Genomic DNA, 17,480 nt, shown 5'->3' on the forward strand with positions numbered 1-17,480 from the left:
ACCGCCCGGTGCGGACCCGCATGCCGGGTGGTGTGGGAGGGGATCGGTCAGACTCTCTGACCGCCCCTATCCCGATCTGCACATATCGTGCGCGGTACGCGACCCGACACGAGCCTTTCATCGCACACTTTTTTCCGCGACAATCGGTCGGCCCGGGCTGCGGACGACGCGTCGGGCGCACACAATCATTCGAGAGAGGGCCGTCTTCCCATGATCGCTACCCGATTTGCGGCGCGCGCGCGTGCGCGTCGTCCGCTCGCATGCGCGCTGACCCTGTGCGCGCTGTCGTTCGGCATCCCGCCGGCCGCGCAGGCTGCGCTGCTGACCCCCGAGCAAACCGCCGACCTGTATCTCGGCGCATTCGTCAATGGCGACGCGTCGAAGGCCGAGCAGTTCAACGAGGCAACGCGTACGCACTTCGACGGCAAGGGTGTGCTCGACGTGGCGGAAGTTGCGAAGCTCGCCGACAAGGTGAGCGAGGCTATCGTCGCCTCCATCCTGAACAAGGTGCCGGCGACGGTGCGCGCAACGGTGAGCGGGCCGGCCACCGCGGCGATCGAGTCGTTTCAGCATGCACTCGCGCGTTCCGAGTGCAAGGCCACCGGCTCGACGCGGAAACCGAACGAATCCGTGGAAGGCGAATCGATCGCGACGGTCGAATTCGCATGCCGCGTCGCCGAGGTGGAGCCTGGCTTGCGGGCGCTGCGGGAGAAGGTCGACGAGCCGCGCTCGGAGGACGACAACGTGCGCGCGGCATACCTCGCGACGTTCCTGAAGGGCATGGTACCCGTGTTCGACCACGCGCAGACGAGCCGGCCGATGACGGGCCGGATCGACCTGCATGGCGCGGACGGCAAGGGCTGGATCATGGATTCCCCCGCTCAGGTGCTGCGGCCGGTCGTCAACGCGCTGATGAGCCAGATGCGGGACGCGGACGGCGACGCCGGCAAGTAATCGGCAGCGTCCGGGCTGTCGTGCACGTCGCCGGCGCGCCGGACATTCGAACGGGGGCATCAACGATGAACGCTTTCACGCGAGGGCTGCTGGTTGCTGCAGCCGTGGTTTCGATGGGGGGCGCGGCGGCCGCGAATGCCGTCGCGGCCGAACCGGCGTCGACGCCGGTTGCGTATCCGGCGGTAGAGCGGCTGCTGGCCGATTTGCGCACGCGCTCGACGCCCGGCCAATACGCGACAGTGGCCGGCGCGATTCACGCGTCGGCGGCGTTGGCCGGCCAGTTGAACGAACTGGTCGATGCGGGGCTGCTGACGCGCATCGCGGTCGACAGCGGCGAACCCGCGCTCGGCAGGACATCCGGCGCGTTGCGTAACGGGAGCGTCTGGATCCTGACGCCGGCCTTCGTCGACAGTCAGGCGCCGCGACGCCTGTCCCACGTCGTGCATGACGACGACATCCTGCCGGACAACATGGTCTTCGCGCTCGGCTACATGGCGTGGCGCGCGAAGCACGATACGGATGTCGGCCGCGAAGCCGCCGCATTGCGCGCATCGGGCGACAGCCCGGACGAGAAGAAGCGGCGCTGGATCGAGCTGAACACGCGGATCGACGCCGGCGGCTTCATCCAGGGCTGGAACGATACGGTCGATGCCGCCACGGTGCAGCACGGCGGCCGGCCGGTCGGTATCGCACAGGTCGTGCCGATGCTGATGAACCTGCGCTATCGCGGCCCACTGATCGAGGCGATCCAGGCGACGCCGCCGTTGCGGGTCACCGCGACGACCTTCTCGTTCGATCCGGCCAGCATCGATGCGCTTGCGCTGGCGCTCAAGGGTTCCGGCGTCATCGACATCGAGCCGTTCAACGCGGCGCGCTGACGCGCTTCACCACCCACCCCAGCGCGCCGCCAGCGCCGCGAGCACGGCCGCGCCGGCCGTCTCCGTGCGCAGCACGCGCGGCCCGAGCGACAGCGCGGTGAACCCGCGCGCACGGGCCGCGTTTTCCTCATCGGGCGACAGTCCGCCTTCGGGCCCGATCAGCAGCGTGACCGATGCCGCGGGTGGTGCATCAGGCAACGACGAAAACGGAATGCTTGCGCGCGGCGACAGCAGCAGCCGCAGTTCGCCGTCGCCCGGCGCGGCAGGCAGCGTATCGAGCCATGCGCCGAAGCCGCGTACTGCCGCGACGTCCGGCACACGGTTGCGTCCGCACTGTTCGCACGACGCGCGCACGACGCCGCGCCAATGCGCGACGCGCTTGTCCGCCCGTTCACCGGACAGCTTCACGACGCCGCGCGCGGTCGACAGCGGCACGACCGCCGCGACGCCGAGCTCGACGGCCTTCTCGATCACCCAGTCCATCTTGTCGCCGCCGGCGATGCCTTGCGCGAGCGTCACGCGATAGGGCGGCTCGGCTTCGACCGGTTCGAACGCCTCGATCTGTGCGATTGCGTTGCGCTTGTCGATCTCGACGAGCCGCGCGCGGTATTGGCCGCCCGTGCCGTCGAACAGCGCGAGCACGTCGCCGGGCTGCAGCCGCAGCACCTGCGCGTGGCGCGCGACCTCGGCCGGCAGCGCGAGCGTGGTGTCGGCGCGCAATGCCGCGTCGACGAAAAAGCGCGGCACGGCCGCGGTGGTGGTGGCTTCGTTCATGCGTGTGGCGGTGTCGGTCATGCGTCGAGGCGGCACCCGAGCGCCCAGCGGTAGCCGTCGAGATCCTCGATCTGCGCGAACCGGTCGCCCCAGAACTGATCCTGCGGCTCGCTCAGCGATTTCGCGCCGGCGTCGAGCGCGCGCTGCCAGGTGGCGTCGACGTCCTCGACATACAGATAGAACGATTGCGGCGCGACGGCGTTTGCGCGTTTCGGCGTCAGGGCCTTCGAGCCGAACGCGCCCTCGGGCGCGAACATCACGATCAACTGGCCGCGATAGGTCATCTCGACGTGCATGATCGCGCCGTCCTCGTCGTGCACGTCGCGCAGCTCGAAGCCGAATGCGGCCTTGAAGAAATCGATGGCCGCGCGCACGTTGCGCACGGTCAGGTACGGCGTCAACCAAGGCACGTCGGCCGGACGTGGATCGGTCATGAAAATCTCCTGTTTTCGCGGTCGAACGGTGCGTTGCGGCGCGGTCGGTCGAATGGCGTTCGCTGCATCCGGGTCGTTCCGGCTCCGCGTTTCGCAGGCGAACCATGCGAAGCCTCGAAGGAAAACGGAGCGATGCGGCCGTCCGGACGTTCAGCGGCGAACGCCCAGTGTATCGCGCAGCGCGCGGGGCAGGGCAAAGAGGGCCGCATGAAGTCGTGCATCGTAATAGCGCAATCCCTGCACGCGGCGCGCAGCGAGCCGTTCGTCGACGTCGTGCGCGAACAGCGCGGCCGCGTCGAGCGTGTCGCTCGCGATCGCCATCAGCCACTGCGAGCCGTACAGCGGCACATGGGCGGACAACGGATCGACGAACGCGAAACTCGCGCGCAGGTCGTCGAGCAGCGCGGCGATGCGCGTCGCATGGAACACCGGCGAGCCGAGATGCATCGAGATCGCGCCGCGCGGCGTGAGGATCCGCTTGAGTCGGGCGTAGAACGCCCGCGTGTAGAGGCCGGCCGCCGGCGAATCGGGCGGCGTGAGGTCGAACACCACGAGATCGAAATGCTCGACGGTCGACGCGACGAAATGCGCGGCGTCGCCGATCACCACTTCCACACGCGGGTCGTCGAGCGCGCCCTGGTGCACGTCGTCGAGATAGCGGCGCGCCATCCCGACCACCTCGTCGTCGAGTTCGGCGATCACGATCCGTTCGATGCATGCGTGCTTGAGCAACTGCCGCGCGGCGCCGCCGTCGCCGCCGCCGAGCACGAGCGCCTTGCGCGGCGACGGATGCGCGAGCGCGGCCGGGTGCGTCATGCACTCGTGATAGACGTACTCGTCGCCGACCGACGTCATCGGCCGGCCATCGAGCGTGAACAGGCGGCCGAGCTGCGGGGTGTCCCAGACTTCGATCTGCTGGTGCGGGGACGCGACGTGCGCGAGCCGCCGCGCATTCGGGAAGCCGTAGGTGGCGTCGGGCGTCGGGTGAAAGAGAAGGGTGGTACTCACGGGCAGGCCGCTGGGGCAGTTCCGACGCCTGAATTATAGGCGGCGGCCGGTTTGGCGGAAAACCGTGCCGGAACACGACGCGCCGACAAGGGAAATGTCGGCCCATCTGTTAAAATGACGAGCTTTGCAGCCCCGTCCGTTGGCTCCGTCCGCTTCGCGTCCGTCAGGCGCCGCACCGCGCGCCGGGAACGATTGACGCTCGAGCTTCCGGATGCCGCCGTGCTCCCGTTTCCTCGACTCGTTCTCCGGACTCGACATGACGACTTCGTCTCCCGCCTCCACCACCCTGATGGCCAACGCGATCCGTGCGCTCGCGATGGACGCCGTCCAGCAAGCGAACTCCGGTCACCCCGGCATGCCGATGGGCATGGCCGAAATCGGCGTGGCGCTCTGGTCGCGCCATCTGAAGCACAACCCGGCGAACCCGCACTGGGCCGACCGCGATCGTTTCGTGCTGTCGAACGGCCATGGCTCGATGCTGCTGTACTCGCTGCTGCACCTGACCGGCTACGACCTGCCGATCGAAGAGCTGAAGAACTTCCGCCAGCTGCACTCGAAGACGCCGGGCCACCCGGAATACGGGATCACGCCGGGCGTCGAGACGACCACCGGCCCGCTCGGCCAGGGTCTCGCGAACGCGGTCGGCATGGCGCTCGGCGAAGCGCTGATGGCCGACGAGTTCAACCGCGACGGCGCGAAGATCGTCGATCACCACACGTACGTGTTCCTCGGCGATGGCTGCCTGATGGAAGGCATCTCGCACGAGGCCTGCTCGCTCGCGGGCACGCTGAAGCTGAACAAGCTGATCGCGCTGTACGACGACAACGGCATCTCGATCGACGGCGACGTCGTGAACTGGTTCCACGACGACACGCCGAAGCGTTTCGAAGCGTACGGCTGGAACGTGATCCCGAACGTGAACGGCCACGACGTCGACGCGGTCGACGCGGCGATCGCGAAGGCGAAGCTGTCGGACAAGCCGACGCTGATCTGCTGCAAGACGGTGATCGGCAAGGGTGCGGCGACCAAGGCCGGCGGCCACGACGTGCACGGCGCCGCGCTCGGCGCGGAAGAAATCGCGAAGACGCGCGAAGCGCTCGGCTGGAAGTGGGAGCCGTTCGTGATTCCGCAGGAAGTCTATGCGGCATGGGACGCGAAGGAAGCCGGCAAGCGCGCCGAGACCGAATGGGACGCGACGTTCGCGGCCTATCGCGCGAAGTACCCGGCGGAAGCGGCCGAATTCGAGCGCCGGATGGCCAACAAGCTGCCGGCCGACTGGGCCGAGAAGGCTGCCGCGATCATCGCCGGCGCGAACGAGCGCGCCGAGACGGTCGCGACCCGCAAGGCGTCGCAGCAGGCGATCGAGGGCCTCGCCGCCGCGCTGCCCGAGCTGCTCGGCGGCTCGGCCGACCTGACCGGCTCGAACCTGACCAACTGGAAGGCGTCGAAGGCCGTGCGCGCGAATCCGGAAGGCGCGGGCGTGCGGCTCGGCAACCACATCAACTACGGCGTGCGCGAATTCGGCATGAGCGCCGCGATCAACGGCCTCGCGCTGCACGGCGGCCACAAGCCGTTCGGCGGCACGTTCCTGACGTTCTCCGACTACAGCCGCAACGCGCTGCGCGTGGCCGCGCTGATGAAGGTGCCGTCGATCTTCGTGTTCACGCACGATTCGATCGGCCTCGGCGAAGACGGCCCGACGCACCAGTCGATCGAGCATGTGTCGAGCCTGCGGCTGATCCCGAACCACGACGTCTGGCGCCCGGCCGACACGGTCGAGACGGCCGTCGCATGGACCCAGGCGATCGCCGCGGATCGTCCGTCGAGCCTGATCTTCAGCCGCCAGAACCTCGCGTTCAACCCGCGTACCGATGCGCAGATCGCCAACATCGAGAAGGGCGGTTACGTGCTGAAGGACTGGGACGACGAAATCGTCGCGCGCAAGATCATCCTGATCGCGACGGGCTCGGAAGTCGAACTCGCGATGAAGGCCGTCGAGCCGCTCGCGCAGCAGGGCATCGCGGCGCGCGTCGTGTCGATGCCGTCGACCAACGTGTTCGACCGCCAGGACGCCGAATACCGCGAACGCGTGCTGCCGCACGGCGTGCGCCGCGTCGCGATCGAAGCGGGCGTGACGAGCTTCTGGCACAAGTACGTCGGCCTCGAAGGCGGCGTGGTCGGGATCGACACGTTCGGCGAATCGGCGCCGGCCGGCGTGCTGTTCAAGTACTTCGGCTTCACCGTCGAGCACGTCGTCGAGACGGCGAAGGCCGTGCTGGCCTAAAAGCATACGCGACGCGCGCCGCCCGATGCGCGCGTCGCACCGTGAAGCTGCACGAAACGAATTTTTTCAGCCATCAGGAGATAGACCATGACGATTCGCGTCGCAATCAACGGCTACGGCCGTATCGGCCGCAACACGCTGCGCGCGTTTTATGAAAACGGCAAGAAGCACGATATCGAGATCGTCGCGATCAACGACCTGGGCGATGCGAAGACCAACGCGCACCTGACCCAGTACGACACCGCACACGGCAAGTTCCCGGGCGAAGTGTCGGTCGACGGCGACTACCTCGTCGTGAACGGCGACAAGATCCGCGTGCTCGCGAACCGCAACCCGGCCGAACTGCCGTGGGGCGAGCTGGGCGTCGACGTCGTGATGGAGTGCACGGGCTTCTTCACGACCAAGGAAAAGGCGAGCGCGCACCTGAAGGGCGGCGCGAAGAAGGTGATCATCTCGGCGCCGGGCGGCAAGGACGTCGACGCGACGATCGTCTACGGCGTGAACCACGACGTGCTGAAGGCCGAGCACACGGTCATCTCGAACGCATCGTGCACGACGAACTGCCTCGCGCCGCTCGTCAAGCCGCTGAACGACAAGATCGGCCTCGAAACCGGCCTGATGACGACGATCCACGCGTACACGAACGACCAGGTGCTGACGGACGTCTACCATGAAGACCTGCGCCGCGCGCGTTCGGCCACGCACAGCCAGATCCCGACGAAGACGGGCGCGGCTTCCGCCGTCGGCCTCGTGCTGCCGGAACTGAACGGCAAGCTCGACGGCTACGCGATCCGCGTCCCGACGATCAACGTGTCGATCGTCGACCTGTCGTTCATCGCGAAGCGCGACACGACGGTCGAGGAAGTCAACGCGATCATGAAGGAAGCATCGGAAGGCGCGCTGAAGGGCATCCTCGGCTACAACGACGCACCGCTGGTGTCGATCGACTTCAACCACAACCCGGCTTCGTCGACGTTCGATGCGACGCTGACCAAGGTGTCGGGCCGCCTCGTGAAGGTGTCGAGCTGGTACGACAACGAGTGGGGTTTCTCGAACCGCATGCTGGATACGGCCGTCGCATTCGCGAACGCGAAGTAATCCCGCACGTCGCGCAGCCGCCGCAACGCGGCCGGCGTGGCGGACGAACCCGGCCCGGGTTTCCCGGCCGGGTTTTTTATTGCCCGCCGTTCGCTGTCGCGTGTTCGATCGCGGCGACGAACGCGCGCTTCAGCGGGCCGTCGAGATCGGTCCACGCGAGACCGATGCCGCTGCGATGACCGGGCAGGTCGAGCGGCCGCGCGAGCACGTTCGGCGGCAGCGCGCTGGCCGCTTCCGCCGGGATCAGCCCGATCCCCATTCCCGCCGCGACGAGCGCGAGCATCGTCGTGAATTCCCCGAACTCCTGGGCGATCTCGAGCGTCGTGCCCGCGCGGCTCAGCGCGAGCAGCATGTCGTCGTGAAAGCCGGGCGCGTAGCGGCGCGCGAGCACGAACGCGGGGTGGCCGCGCAATGCGGCGGGCGAAATCGCATCGCGCGCGGCGAGCGGATGGCCGAGCGGCAGCGCGACGACGAAGCCTTCCTCGAGCACCACGCGGATATCGATGCCCGCATACGCGGCCGGCAGCCGGATCATGCCGAAGTCGATCCGCCGGTCGCGCAGCGCGGCGATCTGGTCGGGCGTCGGCATGTCCTTCAGCTCGAGCGCGATCAGCGGATAGCGCTTGCGCATCGCGCGCAGCACGGCCGGCAGCAGCGCCGGCAATACCGACGACACGAACGCGATCCGCAGCGTGCCGATTTCGCCGCGGCTCGACAGCCGCGCCATCTGTTCCGCGCGTGCAGCCTGCTGCAGCGTCGCCCGCGCTTCGGGCAGGAACACGCGCCCCGTGTCGCTCAGCTCGACCTTGTGCCGGTCGCGCTCGAACAGGCGTGCGCCGAGTTCCGCCTCGAGCGCCTTGATCTGCATGCTCAGCGCGGGCTGCACGATGCACAGGCGCTGCGCGGCGCGCCCGAAATGCAGCTCTTCCGCGAGCGTGACGAAGGCGCGCAATTGCTTGAGTTCCATGGGCGGCGGGCACGAAAGGACGGTAATCAGTTTTCATGATAACCGGATCAAGAAAGACCATTGGCGCGGCGCCCCGGTTGCGACGGAAGATACCGTTCACACGAGACCGGCCGTGACGGGCAGCCGGCTCGACGGGTACGAGGAGACATCCATGACTGACGCGCTTGACCGGTTCCGCCTCGACGGCCGCCGCGCGCTGATTACCGGTTCCGGCCGCGGGATCGGGCTGACGCTTGCCCGCGGGCTCGCGGAAGCGGGCGCGGCGATCGTCATCAACGATCGCAATGAAGAGAAGGCCGCGACGCTCGCGCGCCGTTTCCGCGACGAAGGCTTCGCGGCCGACCATGCGGTGTTCGACGTGACCGAGCACGCGCAGGTACGCATGGCGATCGACGATGTCGAGGCGCGCGTCGGCGCGATCGACATCCTCGTGAACAACGCGGGCATCCAGCGTCGCGCGCCGCTCGACGCATTCGACCCGGACGACTGGCATGCGCTGATGCGCGTGAATCTCGACGGCGTGTTCAACGTCGCACAGGCCGTCGCGCGGCACATGATCGCGCGCGGCCGCGGGAAGATCATCAACATCTGTTCGGTGCAGAGCGAGCTCGCGCGGCCGACGATCGCGCCGTATGCGGCGACCAAGGGTGCGGTGCGGATGCTGACCAAGGGGATGTGCGCCGACTGGGCACGTCACGGCATCCAGGCCAACGGCCTCGCGCCTGGCTATTTCGAAACCGAGCTGAATCGCGCGCTGGTCGACGACGCGGCGTTTTCGGACTGGCTGTGCAAGCGCACGCCGGCCGGCCGCTGGGGGCAGGTCGACGAGCTGTGCGGCGCGGCGATCTTCCTCGCGTCGGCCGCGTCCGATTTCGTGAACGGCCAGACGCTGTTCGTGGATGGCGGGCTGACCAGTGCCGTCTGACAAGGAGCGTGTCATGCGTATGCGTTGCATGTGTGTCGTGATCCACGGGCCGAACGACCTGCGGGTCGAGGAGCAGGACGCGGGCGAGATCGGCCCGGGCCAGGTGCGCGTCGACGTCGCGATGGGCGGCATCTGCGGCTCCGATCTGCATTACTTCCGGCATGGCGGTTTCGGCGCGATCCGGCTGCAGCAGCCGATGGTGCTCGGCCACGAGGTCGCCGGCACGGTCGCGGAAGTGGCGCCGGACGTGACGTCGGTGAAGGTCGGCGATCGCGTCGCGGTCAATCCGAGCCGGCCGTGCGGCGCATGTCGCTACTGCCTCGACGGGCTGCCGAACCAGTGCCTGGACATGCGCTTCTACGGCAGCGCGATGCGCATGCCGCACGTGCAGGGCGCGTTCCGCAACGCGCTCGTGTGCGACGCGGTGCAGTGCGTGAAGGTCGCCGATCACGTGCCGCTGTCGCTCGCGGCGCTCGCCGAGCCGTTCGCGGTCGGGCTGCATGCGGTGTCGCGCGCGGGCGCGCTGATCGGCAAGCGCGTGCTCGTGTCGGGTTGCGGGCCGATCGGCGTGCTGGCGGTCGCGGCGGCGCGCGTGCACGGCGCGGCGGAGATCGTCGCGACCGACGTCGTCGACGCGCCGCTGGACGTGGCGCGCGCGCTCGGCGCGGACCGCACGATCAACGCGGCGGCCGATGCCGGCTGGGTCGAACGCTACAGCGCCGACAAGGGCACGTTCGACGTGATGATCGAATGTTCGGGCAATGCGCGCGCGTTGCGCGACGGACTGGACGTGATGCGTCCGCGCGGCGTCGTCGTACAGCTCGGGCTCGGCGGCGACGTGAGCTTGCCGCAGAACGTCGTGGTCGCGAAGGAGCTGTCGATCTGCGGGTCGTTTCGCTTTCATGCGGAATTCGCGCTGGCGGTGCAGCTGATCAACGCGGGGCGCGTCGACCTGCGGCCGGCCGTCACGCGCGTGTTCCCGATGCGCGATGCGAACCTCGCGTTCGAACTGGCGGGCGACCGCCAGCGTGCGATGAAGGTGCTGATCGATTTCGCGAACGAGGCCGCGTGACGGTGCGGCGTCGGCGCGTCGCGACGGCTGCGGCATCCTTGGTGAAAAGGCACGCCCGCGATGCGCGCAGCGTGCCTTTCTCGTCGTGCGGCGCAAACGGATCGCCGGCCTGCCGCATCACTGCGTGACCCGTCGCGTGCCGACACGTTGCGATGCGAGCCACAGCGCGATCAGCGCACCCGACAGCGCGGCGCCCGCGACGCACACGCCGCGCCAGCCGTCGAGGCCGTACGCGACGCTCGCCGCGAACGACCCGAACGCGCCGCCGATGAAATAGCTCGTCAGGTAGATCGTCGTCACGCGGCTGCGTGCGTTGCCCGCGAGCGCATAGATCACGCTCTGGTTCGAGATGTGCATGCCCTGCACGCCGACGTCGAGCAGCAGGATGCCCGCGATCAGCGCCGCGAGCGAATGCGAGCCGGTCGCGATCAGCGCGAACGACGCGAGCACGGCCGCCGCGAACAGGCCGGTGGCCGCATTGCCGTGACCGCGATCGACGAGCCGGCCGGCCGACGTCGCCGCGAGCGCGCCGACCGCGCCGACGATCCCGAACAGGCCGATCTGCCCTTCCGAATAGCTGTACGGCGGTTGGCTCAGCAAAAACGTGAGGCCTGTCCACAGCAGGCTGAAGCACGCGAACACGAGCGCGCCGTAGGTCGAGCGCAGCACGATCGGCGGCTGCGCGCGCACCAGCGCGACGAGCGACTTCATCAGCGCCGCGTAGTCGACGCGCACGTCGCGGCGGTCCTTCGGCAGCTTCACGGCGAGCACGGCGGTCAGCGCGAGCACCATCGCGGCGGCGATGCCGTACACCGCGCGCCAGCCGAGCCAGTCGGCGATCGCGCCGGCCGCGACGCGCGCGAGCAGGATACCCAGCAGGAGCCCGCTCATCACGGTGCCGACCGCGCGGCCGCGCGAGCGCGCATCGGCGAGCGACGCCGCGAACGGCACGAGCAACTGCGTCGAACAGGTGACGAAGCCGACCGCGACGTTCGCGACGACGAACATCGTGAAGTTCGTGCTGGACGCGACCGCGATCAGTGCGACGACGTTGAGCATCAGCAGCCGCACGATCAGCGTATGGCGATTGACCGCGTCGCCGAGCGGGACGATCAGCAGCAGGCTGGCCGCATAGCCGAGCTGCGTCAGCGTGACGAGATAGCCGAGCTCGGTCGGCGCGCGCCCGAAGCTGTGCGCGATCGCGGCGAGCAGCGGCTGCGCGTAGTAGATGTTGCCGATGACGATGCCGCACGCGCACGCGAACAGCAGCGTCATGCCGCGGGTGAGGGGAGGGTGGTCGTCGTGATGCGGTTCCATGATCGCGAAAAACGGCGGCGCCGGCCGGCGGCACGGGCCGTCGGTTGCGCGGGGTGAAGGAAATCGGGGGCCGGCGTCGACGGATCGGCGGTGAGCCGAAGCGCGCCGGGCGGACCGCGGCCGAGCCCGGATCGGGCGGGCGGCGGATCGCCGTGCGGCGGGCGGAAGCAGGGCGGGCCCGGGCGTGCCGCTTCCATGCGGCGACAGCGGCGCTGCACGGAGGCGGATGTGCGTATGATGCGGGTATCGACCCATAGCGTCCAAGACTGGATCGTTATGGTCTCTATTGGCAAAACCAATACGTTGGTTGCGATGCTTCTCCGCCACATCCGCTATTTCCTGGCCGTCGCCGAGCAGCGCAGTTTCACGCGCGCGGCCGATGCGCTGCACGTGTCGCAGCCGACGCTGTCGCAGCAGGTCCGCCAGCTCGAGGAAACGCTCGGCGTGCAGTTGTTCGACCGCTCGGGCCGCACGGTGCAGCTCACCGAATTCGGCGAGGTCTATGCGCGGCATGCGCGCGCCGCACTGCACGCGCTCGATACCGGGCAGCGCGCGCTGCACGACGTCGCCGATCTCGGCAGCGGCTCGCTGCGGCTCGCGATGATGCCGACGTTCGCGGCTTACCTGAGCGGCTCGCTGATCGACGCATTCCATGCCGACCATCCGAACGTCGCGCTGACGATCGACGCGATGCCGCAGGCGCGCATCGAGGCGCTGCTCGCCGACGACCGGCTCGACGCCGGCTTCGCGTTCATGCCGCCGCGCGCGCCGGACATCGACGCACTGCCGCTGTGGGACGAGCCGCTCGCGCTGGTGACGGGGCGCACTCACCGCCTCGCGCGCCGCCGCCGCGCGCTGACGCCGGCCGAGCTCGGCGGCGAGCCGCTGGTGCTGCTGAGCCGTGCGTTCGCGACGCGCGAGCACATCGACCGGTATTTCGTCGAGCACGGCGCGCGGCCGTCGATCGCGATCGAGACGAATACGGTCAGCGCGGTGCTGGAACTCGTACGGTGCGGCCGGCTCGCGACGGTGCTGCCCGACGCGGTCGCGCGCGAGAGCGGCGACCTGTGCGCACTGGAGATCGATCCGCCGCTGCCGACGCGCACGGCCGCGCTGCTCACGCGCAAGGGCGCGTACCGCAGCGTCGCGGCGCGCGCATTCATCGAGCGCGTGCTCGCCTATCGCGATTCGTCGGAACGGTGACCGGCGCGGCCGGCCGGACGGGCAGACGGCGGCGCGGGGGGAATTACGTGCCGGGCGTCGGGAAGAATACGCCCGCGCGCTGTGCGGCGTTCGCGATGTGCGTTTCGATCGCGATGCCGGCGGCGGCCGCATCGCGCGCGATCAGCGCGTCGACGATCGCACGGTGCTCGTGCCAGGTCGACAGCAGCAGTTCGCGGCGGTAGAACGGCATGCGCTGGCTTTCCTTCATGATGTCCGCGCTGCTGCGCAGGATGGATTCGATCGCTGCGTTGCCGGCCAGATGGATGATCCGCATGTGGAAGTCGAAGTCGAGCCGCGAGGCTTCTTCGAGTGCGTTCTCCGTCAGCGCGACGTGCAGGTCGGCGAGGTTGTCCTCGAACCATGCGATGTCGGCGTCGCTGACCACGCGCGCGGCCATCCGCGCGGCGAAGCCTTCGAGCGCATAGCGCATCTGGTAGGTGTCGGGCGGCGACGACTGCTCGGCGAATTGCCACGGATGCGCGGCCGACGCCTGCGCGCTTTCGACGTACACGCCCTTGCCCGCGCGGATGCGCAGCATCCCGAGCGCCTCGAGCGTCGACAGCGCCTCGCGCAGCGACGCGCGGCTGATTTCCAACTCCTCGGAGAGCTGGCGCTGGGCCGGCAGCAGGCTGCCGACCGGGTACACGCCTGTCTCGATCCGGTCGCGGATCGTCGCGATGGCGGTGTCGGTCACGGTATGCGGAACATTTTTCATGGTGTGAACGATGGCCGGTCTGACCGGCATTGTAATCCGCCCGCGAGTGGTGCACGACCGCCTACGGGAAAGCCACGATCCGCCCCTTTCCGGGGCGCCGCAAGCCCGTGCGCGGGGGCGGGAAATCCCTATTTTGTTCGTCCTTGACGCCACTATATCGGCTTCCTACTATCCCCCATAACATCACTGGTCTTACCAGTATGAACAGACGAAACTGCAACCGTTGGATCGGGAGAGCGCCGTGTCGAAATTCCTCAATTCGCTGTTTGGCCGGGTAGTCGTCGCATTAATCCTAGGGGTGGCGCTCGGTGCGTTCTTCCCGCACTTCGCCGAGTCGCTGCGTCCGCTCGGCGACGGCTTCCTGAAGCTCATCAAGATGGTCATCGGCCCGATCGTGTTCTGCGTCGTGGTCAGCGGCATGGCCAATGCGGGCGACCTGAAGAAGGTCGGCCGGGTCGGCCTGAAGGCGGTCGTCTACTTCGAGGTGATGACGACGCTCGCGCTCGGCATCGGGCTCGTCCTCGCCTGGGTCACGCGCCCCGGCGTCGGGATGAACATCGACCTGCGCTCGCTCGACGCGGCGTCGCTGTCGACGTACGCGAAGAACGCCGAAAGCCTGAAGGATACGGCCGGCTACCTGATGAAGATCATCCCCGAGACGGCGATCGACGCGTTCGCGAAGGGCGACATCCTGCAGATCCTCGTGTTCGCGGTGCTGTTCGGCTCCGCGCTGTCGCTGCTCGGCGACAAGGCGCAGCGCGTCAATTCGCTGATCGAGGAGCTGTCGCACGTGTTCTTCCGGATCATCGGCTTCATCATCAAGCTCGCGCCGCTCGGCGTGCTCGGCGCGATCGCGTTCACGACCGGCAAGTACGGCGTCGCGTCGCTCAAGCAGCTCGGCTACCTTGTCGCGGTGTTCTACCTGAGCTGCTTCGTGTTCGTCACGGTCGTGCTCGGCGCGGTGATGCGGCTTGCGGGCTTCTCCGTGTTCAAGCTGATCCGCTATCTGCGCGAGGAACTGTCGATCGTGCTCGGCACGGCGTCGTCGGACGCGGTGCTGCCGCAGGTGATGAGCAAGCTCGAATACATGGGCATCAAGGATTCGACCGTCGGCCTCGTGATTCCGACCGGCTATTCGTTCAATCTCGACGGCTTCTCGATCTACCTGACGCTCGCGGTGCTGTTCATCGCGCAGGCCACCAACACGCCGCTGTCCACGCACGACCTGATCGTCGTGCTGCTCGTGTCGCTCGTCACGTCGAAGGGCGCGCACGGCATCCCCGGCTCGGCGATCGTGATTCTCGCGGCGACGCTGTCGGCGATTCCCGCGATTCCGGTGCTCGGCCTCGTGCTGATCCTGCCGGTCGACTGGTTCGTCGGCATCGCCCGCGCGTTGACCAACCTGATCGGCAACTGCGTCGCGACGGTGGTGGTCGCCGTGTGGGAGAACGACATCGACCGCGCCCGCGCACAGCGCGTGCTGAACCGCGAGCTGCGCTACGTGGCCGATGCGCCGGGCAGCGCCGCACCGGTCGCCGGCGACCAGGCTCACGCGCTCTGAACACGCCGCTCGCGCGGCGCGGCTTCCCCGGCCGCACCGCGCGAGCGCACTTCATGCGACCGGCGCGCCGATGCGCCGGCGCTTGTCAAAAAATGGAGACGACATGGCAGCCCCCATCCTCGATCCGAACGCGCCGGCTTTCACGCGGCGCTACATGAACCTCGCCGACCCGCGCCTGGGCGCGCAGGCGCTCTTCGCGAGCGACGAATTCTTCGCGCCGAAGGAGCGCATGCTCGATCCCGAGCCGGCCGTCTTCATTCCCGGCAAGTACGACGACCACGGCAAGTGGATGGACGGCTGGGAAACCCGCCGCAAGCGTACGACCGGCCACGACTTCTGCGTGATCCGGCTCGCGCGGCCGGGCGTGATCCATGGCGTCGATCTCGATACGAGCCACTTCACCGGCAACTTTCCGCCGGCCGCGTCGATCGAGGCCTGCGCGGTGGACGGCGACACGCCGCCGGACGACGCTGAATGGCGCACGATCGTTCCCGCGACGACGCTGCAGGGCAATTCGCATCACTACGTGAGCGTCGACGATGCACAGCCGGTCACGCATCTGCGCGTGAACCTGTATCCGGACGGCGGGCTCGCGCGGCTGCGCGTGTACGGCCAGCCGCAGCGCGACTGGCGCCACGTGCCGGCCGGCGAGCTCGTCGATCTCGCGGCGATCGAGAACGGCGGCTACCTGGTGGCCGCGAACAACCAGCATTTCGGGCCGGCGTCGCAGATGCTGATGCCGGGGCGTGGCGCGAACATGGGCGACGGCTGGGAAACGCGGCGCCGCCGCGAGCCCGGCAACGACTGGGCGATCGTCGCGCTCGCGCGGCCGGGCGTCATCCGGCGCGTCGAGGTCGATACGGCGTTCTTCAAGGGCAATTTCCCCGATCGTTGCTCGCTGCAGGCCGCGCACGTGACGGGCGGCACCGACGATTCGCTCGTCACGCAGGCGATGTTCTGGGCCGAACTGCTCGGCGAGCAGAAGCTGCAGATGGATCACGTGCACACGTTCGACTCGCTCGCGGCGCTCGGCCCCGTCACGCACGTGCGGTTCAACATCTTCCCGGACGGCGGCGTGTCGCGCCTGCGTCTGTGGGGCGAGCCGGCTTGAAGGAGGGCGGCGGCATGAGCGGAACTCCCACTCTGCGCGTCGAGCGCCTGACCCGCGAAGCGTTCGCGCCGTTCGGCGACGTGATCGCGCTCGAAGGCGCGCGGCATTTCCCGATCAACGGCGGCACGACCGAGCGCTTTCACGATCTCGCGACGATCGACGTGTGCGCGGACGGCGGCCGGCCGCTCGTCAGCGTGTTTCGCGCGCAGCCGCGTGCGCTGCCGGTCGCGGTCACGCTGATGGAGCGCCACCCGCACGGCAGCCAGGCGTTCATTCCGCTCGCGGCGGTGTCGCGCTACGCGATCGTCGTCGCGCCGGCCGGCGAATTCCGGCCCGACGCGATGCGCGCGTTCCTGGCCGAAGGCTGGCAGGGCGTCAATTATGCGAAGGGCGTCTGGCACCATCCGCTGCTCGCGCTCGACGTGGTCAGCGATTTCGTGATCGTCGATCGCGGCGGCCCGCAGCCGAACTGCGACGAGATTCCGCTGGAACGTGCGTGGGCGCTCGATTTCGAGTCGGCCTGCGCGGGCGTCGAAGGGCTTTCGTAAGCCTGCCAGGCGCGCGGCACGCTCGCCCAAAAAAGCAGACGGCCCGGGCGGCGAGATGCCGGCCGGGCCGTGCTGCGTGCGCCGGTGGCGCGAGTCAGTGCTTGCGGTGCGGGCAGTTCTCGGTCGTGCACGAGCCGTACATCGCGAGCGAATGCTCCTGGAGCCGGAAGCCGCGCTCCTTCGCGATCGCCTGCTGGCGGCTCTCGATCTCGGCGTCGAAAAATTCCTCGACGCGGCCGCAATCGAGGCACACGAGGTGGTCGTGGTGCGAACCTTCGTTCAGCTCGAACACCGCCTTGCCGGATTCGAAGTTGCTGCGCGTGAGCAGGCCGGCCTGCTCGAACTGCGTGAGCACGCGGTAGACGGTGGCGAGCCCGATGTCGAGCTGCTCGTTGAGCAGGTTGCGGTAGACGTCTTCGGCCGTCAGGTGGCGCACGGGGCTCTGCTGGAAGATCTCGAGAATCTTGAGGCGCGGTAGGGTGGCCTTTAGCCCGATATTCTTGAGATCCGTCGGATTGGTCATGGCTAGGCATCCCTAGAGTACAATGCAGGGCTTCAATGTTACCGGCTTTTCGCCGTTCCAGATATACGCGCGGCCTGCACGCGGGCC

General features: G+C 68.4%; 17 protein-coding genes. 10 read left to right on the forward strand and 7 right to left on the reverse strand.

Features of this window, described 5'->3' with window-relative positions:
* The first annotated feature begins 210 nt into the window (after window positions 1-210).
* Window positions 211-954: a hypothetical protein gene (locus WT24_RS22890; protein ID WP_060035951.1), complete on the forward strand. Its 744-nt coding sequence runs from the start codon at window positions 211-213 to the stop codon at window positions 952-954.
* A 65-nt stretch (window positions 955-1,019) separates the two neighbouring features.
* A complete protein-coding gene (locus WT24_RS22895) occupies window positions 1,020-1,832 on the forward strand; it encodes a hypothetical protein (RefSeq protein WP_060035952.1) in 813 nt (270 codons plus the stop codon).
* Between the two features lie 6 nt (window positions 1,833-1,838).
* Here WT24_RS22895 and WT24_RS22900 read toward each other — a convergent pair whose 3' ends face one another.
* The 3 genes from WT24_RS22900 to speE all read right to left on the reverse strand — a co-directional run bounded on the left by WT24_RS22900 (window position 1,839) and on the right by speE (window position 4,048).
* The gene (locus WT24_RS22900; RefSeq protein WP_060035964.1) at window positions 1,839-2,606 is read right to left on the reverse strand and encodes a 16S rRNA (uracil(1498)-N(3))-methyltransferase; all 768 of its coding nucleotides are present in this window, start codon (window positions 2,604-2,606) and stop codon (window positions 1,839-1,841) included.
* 17 nt (window positions 2,607-2,623) lie between these two features.
* The gene (locus tag WT24_RS22905; RefSeq protein WP_060035953.1) at window positions 2,624-3,040 is read right to left on the reverse strand and encodes a glyoxalase/bleomycin resistance/extradiol dioxygenase family protein; all 417 of its coding nucleotides are present in this window, start codon (window positions 3,038-3,040) and stop codon (window positions 2,624-2,626) included.
* Between the two features lie 150 nt (window positions 3,041-3,190).
* A complete protein-coding gene (gene speE, locus WT24_RS22910) occupies window positions 3,191-4,048 on the reverse strand; it encodes a polyamine aminopropyltransferase (RefSeq protein WP_034206387.1) in 858 nt (285 codons plus the stop codon).
* 211 nt (window positions 4,049-4,259) lie between these two features.
* Between speE and tkt the strand changes: the two genes are divergently transcribed.
* Together tkt and gap are read left to right on the forward strand one after the other, a co-directional pair.
* Window positions 4,260-6,332, forward strand: coding sequence for a transketolase (tkt, locus tag WT24_RS22915; RefSeq protein ID WP_059500961.1), 2,073 nt, complete (start codon window positions 4,260-4,262; stop codon window positions 6,330-6,332).
* 87 nt (window positions 6,333-6,419) lie between these two features.
* A complete protein-coding gene (gap, locus tag WT24_RS22920; protein WP_059500962.1) occupies window positions 6,420-7,430 on the forward strand; it encodes a type I glyceraldehyde-3-phosphate dehydrogenase in 1,011 nt (336 codons plus the stop codon).
* Between the two features lie 76 nt (window positions 7,431-7,506).
* On the opposite strand, the gene WT24_RS22925 is transcribed toward gap, so the two are convergent.
* Window positions 7,507-8,397 carry a LysR family transcriptional regulator gene (locus WT24_RS22925; protein ID WP_060035954.1) on the reverse strand — a complete coding sequence of 297 codons (891 nt, stop codon included), beginning with the start codon at window positions 8,395-8,397 and terminating at the stop codon, window positions 7,507-7,509.
* Window positions 8,398-8,548: 151 nt separating this feature from the next.
* Between WT24_RS22925 and WT24_RS22930 the strand changes: the two genes are divergently transcribed.
* Together WT24_RS22930 and WT24_RS22935 are read left to right on the forward strand one after the other, a co-directional pair.
* Entirely contained in the window at window positions 8,549-9,322 is a 774-nt protein-coding gene (locus tag WT24_RS22930; RefSeq protein WP_059500964.1) for an SDR family NAD(P)-dependent oxidoreductase, read from the forward strand.
* A gap of 13 nt (window positions 9,323-9,335) precedes the next feature.
* Complete coding sequence (locus WT24_RS22935) at window positions 9,336-10,394, forward strand: L-idonate 5-dehydrogenase (RefSeq protein ID WP_060035965.1); 1,059 nt, start codon at window positions 9,336-9,338, stop codon at window positions 10,392-10,394.
* Window positions 10,395-10,511: 117 nt separating this feature from the next.
* Here WT24_RS22935 and WT24_RS22940 read toward each other — a convergent pair whose 3' ends face one another.
* A complete protein-coding gene (locus tag WT24_RS22940) occupies window positions 10,512-11,711 on the reverse strand; it encodes an MFS transporter (RefSeq protein ID WP_060035955.1) in 1,200 nt (399 codons plus the stop codon).
* Between the two features lie 312 nt (window positions 11,712-12,023).
* Here WT24_RS22940 and cynR point away from each other — a divergent pair, with 312 nt between their 5' ends.
* Complete coding sequence (gene cynR / locus WT24_RS22945; RefSeq protein ID WP_059500966.1) at window positions 12,024-12,914, forward strand: transcriptional regulator CynR; 891 nt, start codon at window positions 12,024-12,026, stop codon at window positions 12,912-12,914.
* Window positions 12,915-12,957: 43 nt separating this feature from the next.
* Here the strand turns inward: cynR and WT24_RS22950 are convergent, their stop codons facing one another.
* Window positions 12,958-13,680 (reverse strand): FadR/GntR family transcriptional regulator, encoded by a 723-nt coding sequence (locus tag WT24_RS22950; RefSeq protein ID WP_179949386.1) that lies wholly within the window; start codon window positions 13,678-13,680, stop codon window positions 12,958-12,960.
* Between the two features lie 211 nt (window positions 13,681-13,891).
* Between WT24_RS22950 and WT24_RS22955 the strand changes: the two genes are divergently transcribed.
* The 3 genes from WT24_RS22955 (at window position 13,892) to WT24_RS22965 (ending at window position 16,870) form a co-directional block, all read left to right on the forward strand.
* The gene (locus WT24_RS22955) at window positions 13,892-15,211 is read left to right on the forward strand and encodes a C4-dicarboxylate transporter DctA (RefSeq protein WP_059500968.1); all 1,320 of its coding nucleotides are present in this window, start codon (window positions 13,892-13,894) and stop codon (window positions 15,209-15,211) included.
* A 103-nt stretch (window positions 15,212-15,314) separates the two neighbouring features.
* A complete protein-coding gene (gene alc / locus WT24_RS22960) occupies window positions 15,315-16,322 on the forward strand; it encodes an allantoicase (protein ID WP_060035956.1) in 1,008 nt (335 codons plus the stop codon).
* A gap of 14 nt (window positions 16,323-16,336) precedes the next feature.
* On the forward strand, window positions 16,337-16,870 hold the full coding sequence (locus WT24_RS22965) for an ureidoglycolate lyase (protein ID WP_060035966.1): 534 nt from the start codon (window positions 16,337-16,339) through the stop codon (window positions 16,868-16,870).
* 94 nt (window positions 16,871-16,964) lie between these two features.
* Here the strand turns inward: WT24_RS22965 and fur are convergent, their stop codons facing one another.
* Window positions 16,965-17,393: a ferric iron uptake transcriptional regulator gene (fur, locus tag WT24_RS22970; protein ID WP_006753314.1), complete on the reverse strand. Its 429-nt coding sequence runs from the start codon at window positions 17,391-17,393 to the stop codon at window positions 16,965-16,967.
* Between the last annotated feature and the right edge of the window lie 87 nt (window positions 17,394-17,480).

This window comes from Burkholderia sp. MSMB1078WGS (assembly GCF_001528895.1).
Taxonomy (GTDB): Bacteria; Pseudomonadota; Gammaproteobacteria; order Burkholderiales; family Burkholderiaceae; genus Burkholderia.

What these genes read in the sequence shown, in the direction of transcription:
- WT24_RS22890 (WP_060035951.1), top strand. Translation starts at nt 211, where the DNA reads ATGATCGCTACCCGATTTGCGGCGCGCGCGCGTGCGCGTCGTCCGCTC.
- WT24_RS22895 (WP_060035952.1), top strand. Translation starts at nt 1,020, where the DNA reads ATGAACGCTTTCACGCGAGGGCTGCTGGTTGCTGCAGCCGTGGTTTCG.
- WT24_RS22900 (WP_060035964.1), bottom strand. Translation starts at nt 2,606, where the DNA reads ATGAACGAAGCCACCACCACCGCGGCCGTGCCGCGCTTTTTCGTCGAC.
- WT24_RS22905 (WP_060035953.1), bottom strand. Translation starts at nt 3,040, where the DNA reads ATGACCGATCCACGTCCGGCCGACGTGCCTTGGTTGACGCCGTACCTG.
- tkt (WP_059500961.1), top strand. Translation starts at nt 4,260, where the DNA reads ATGCCGCCGTGCTCCCGTTTCCTCGACTCGTTCTCCGGACTCGACATG.
- gap (WP_059500962.1), top strand. Translation starts at nt 6,420, where the DNA reads ATGACGATTCGCGTCGCAATCAACGGCTACGGCCGTATCGGCCGCAAC.
- WT24_RS22925 (WP_060035954.1), bottom strand. Translation starts at nt 8,397, where the DNA reads ATGGAACTCAAGCAATTGCGCGCCTTCGTCACGCTCGCGGAAGAGCTG.
- WT24_RS22930 (WP_059500964.1), top strand. Translation starts at nt 8,549, where the DNA reads ATGACTGACGCGCTTGACCGGTTCCGCCTCGACGGCCGCCGCGCGCTG.
- WT24_RS22935 (WP_060035965.1), top strand. Translation starts at nt 9,336, where the DNA reads ATGCGTATGCGTTGCATGTGTGTCGTGATCCACGGGCCGAACGACCTG.
- WT24_RS22940 (WP_060035955.1), bottom strand. Translation starts at nt 11,711, where the DNA reads ATGGAACCGCATCACGACGACCACCCTCCCCTCACCCGCGGCATGACG.
- cynR (WP_059500966.1), top strand. Translation starts at nt 12,024, where the DNA reads ATGCTTCTCCGCCACATCCGCTATTTCCTGGCCGTCGCCGAGCAGCGC.
- WT24_RS22950 (WP_179949386.1), bottom strand. Translation starts at nt 13,680, where the DNA reads ATGCCGGTCAGACCGGCCATCGTTCACACCATGAAAAATGTTCCGCAT.
- alc (WP_060035956.1), top strand. Translation starts at nt 15,315, where the DNA reads ATGGCAGCCCCCATCCTCGATCCGAACGCGCCGGCTTTCACGCGGCGC.
- WT24_RS22965 (WP_060035966.1), top strand. Translation starts at nt 16,337, where the DNA reads ATGAGCGGAACTCCCACTCTGCGCGTCGAGCGCCTGACCCGCGAAGCG.
- fur (WP_006753314.1), bottom strand. Translation starts at nt 17,393, where the DNA reads ATGACCAATCCGACGGATCTCAAGAATATCGGGCTAAAGGCCACCCTA.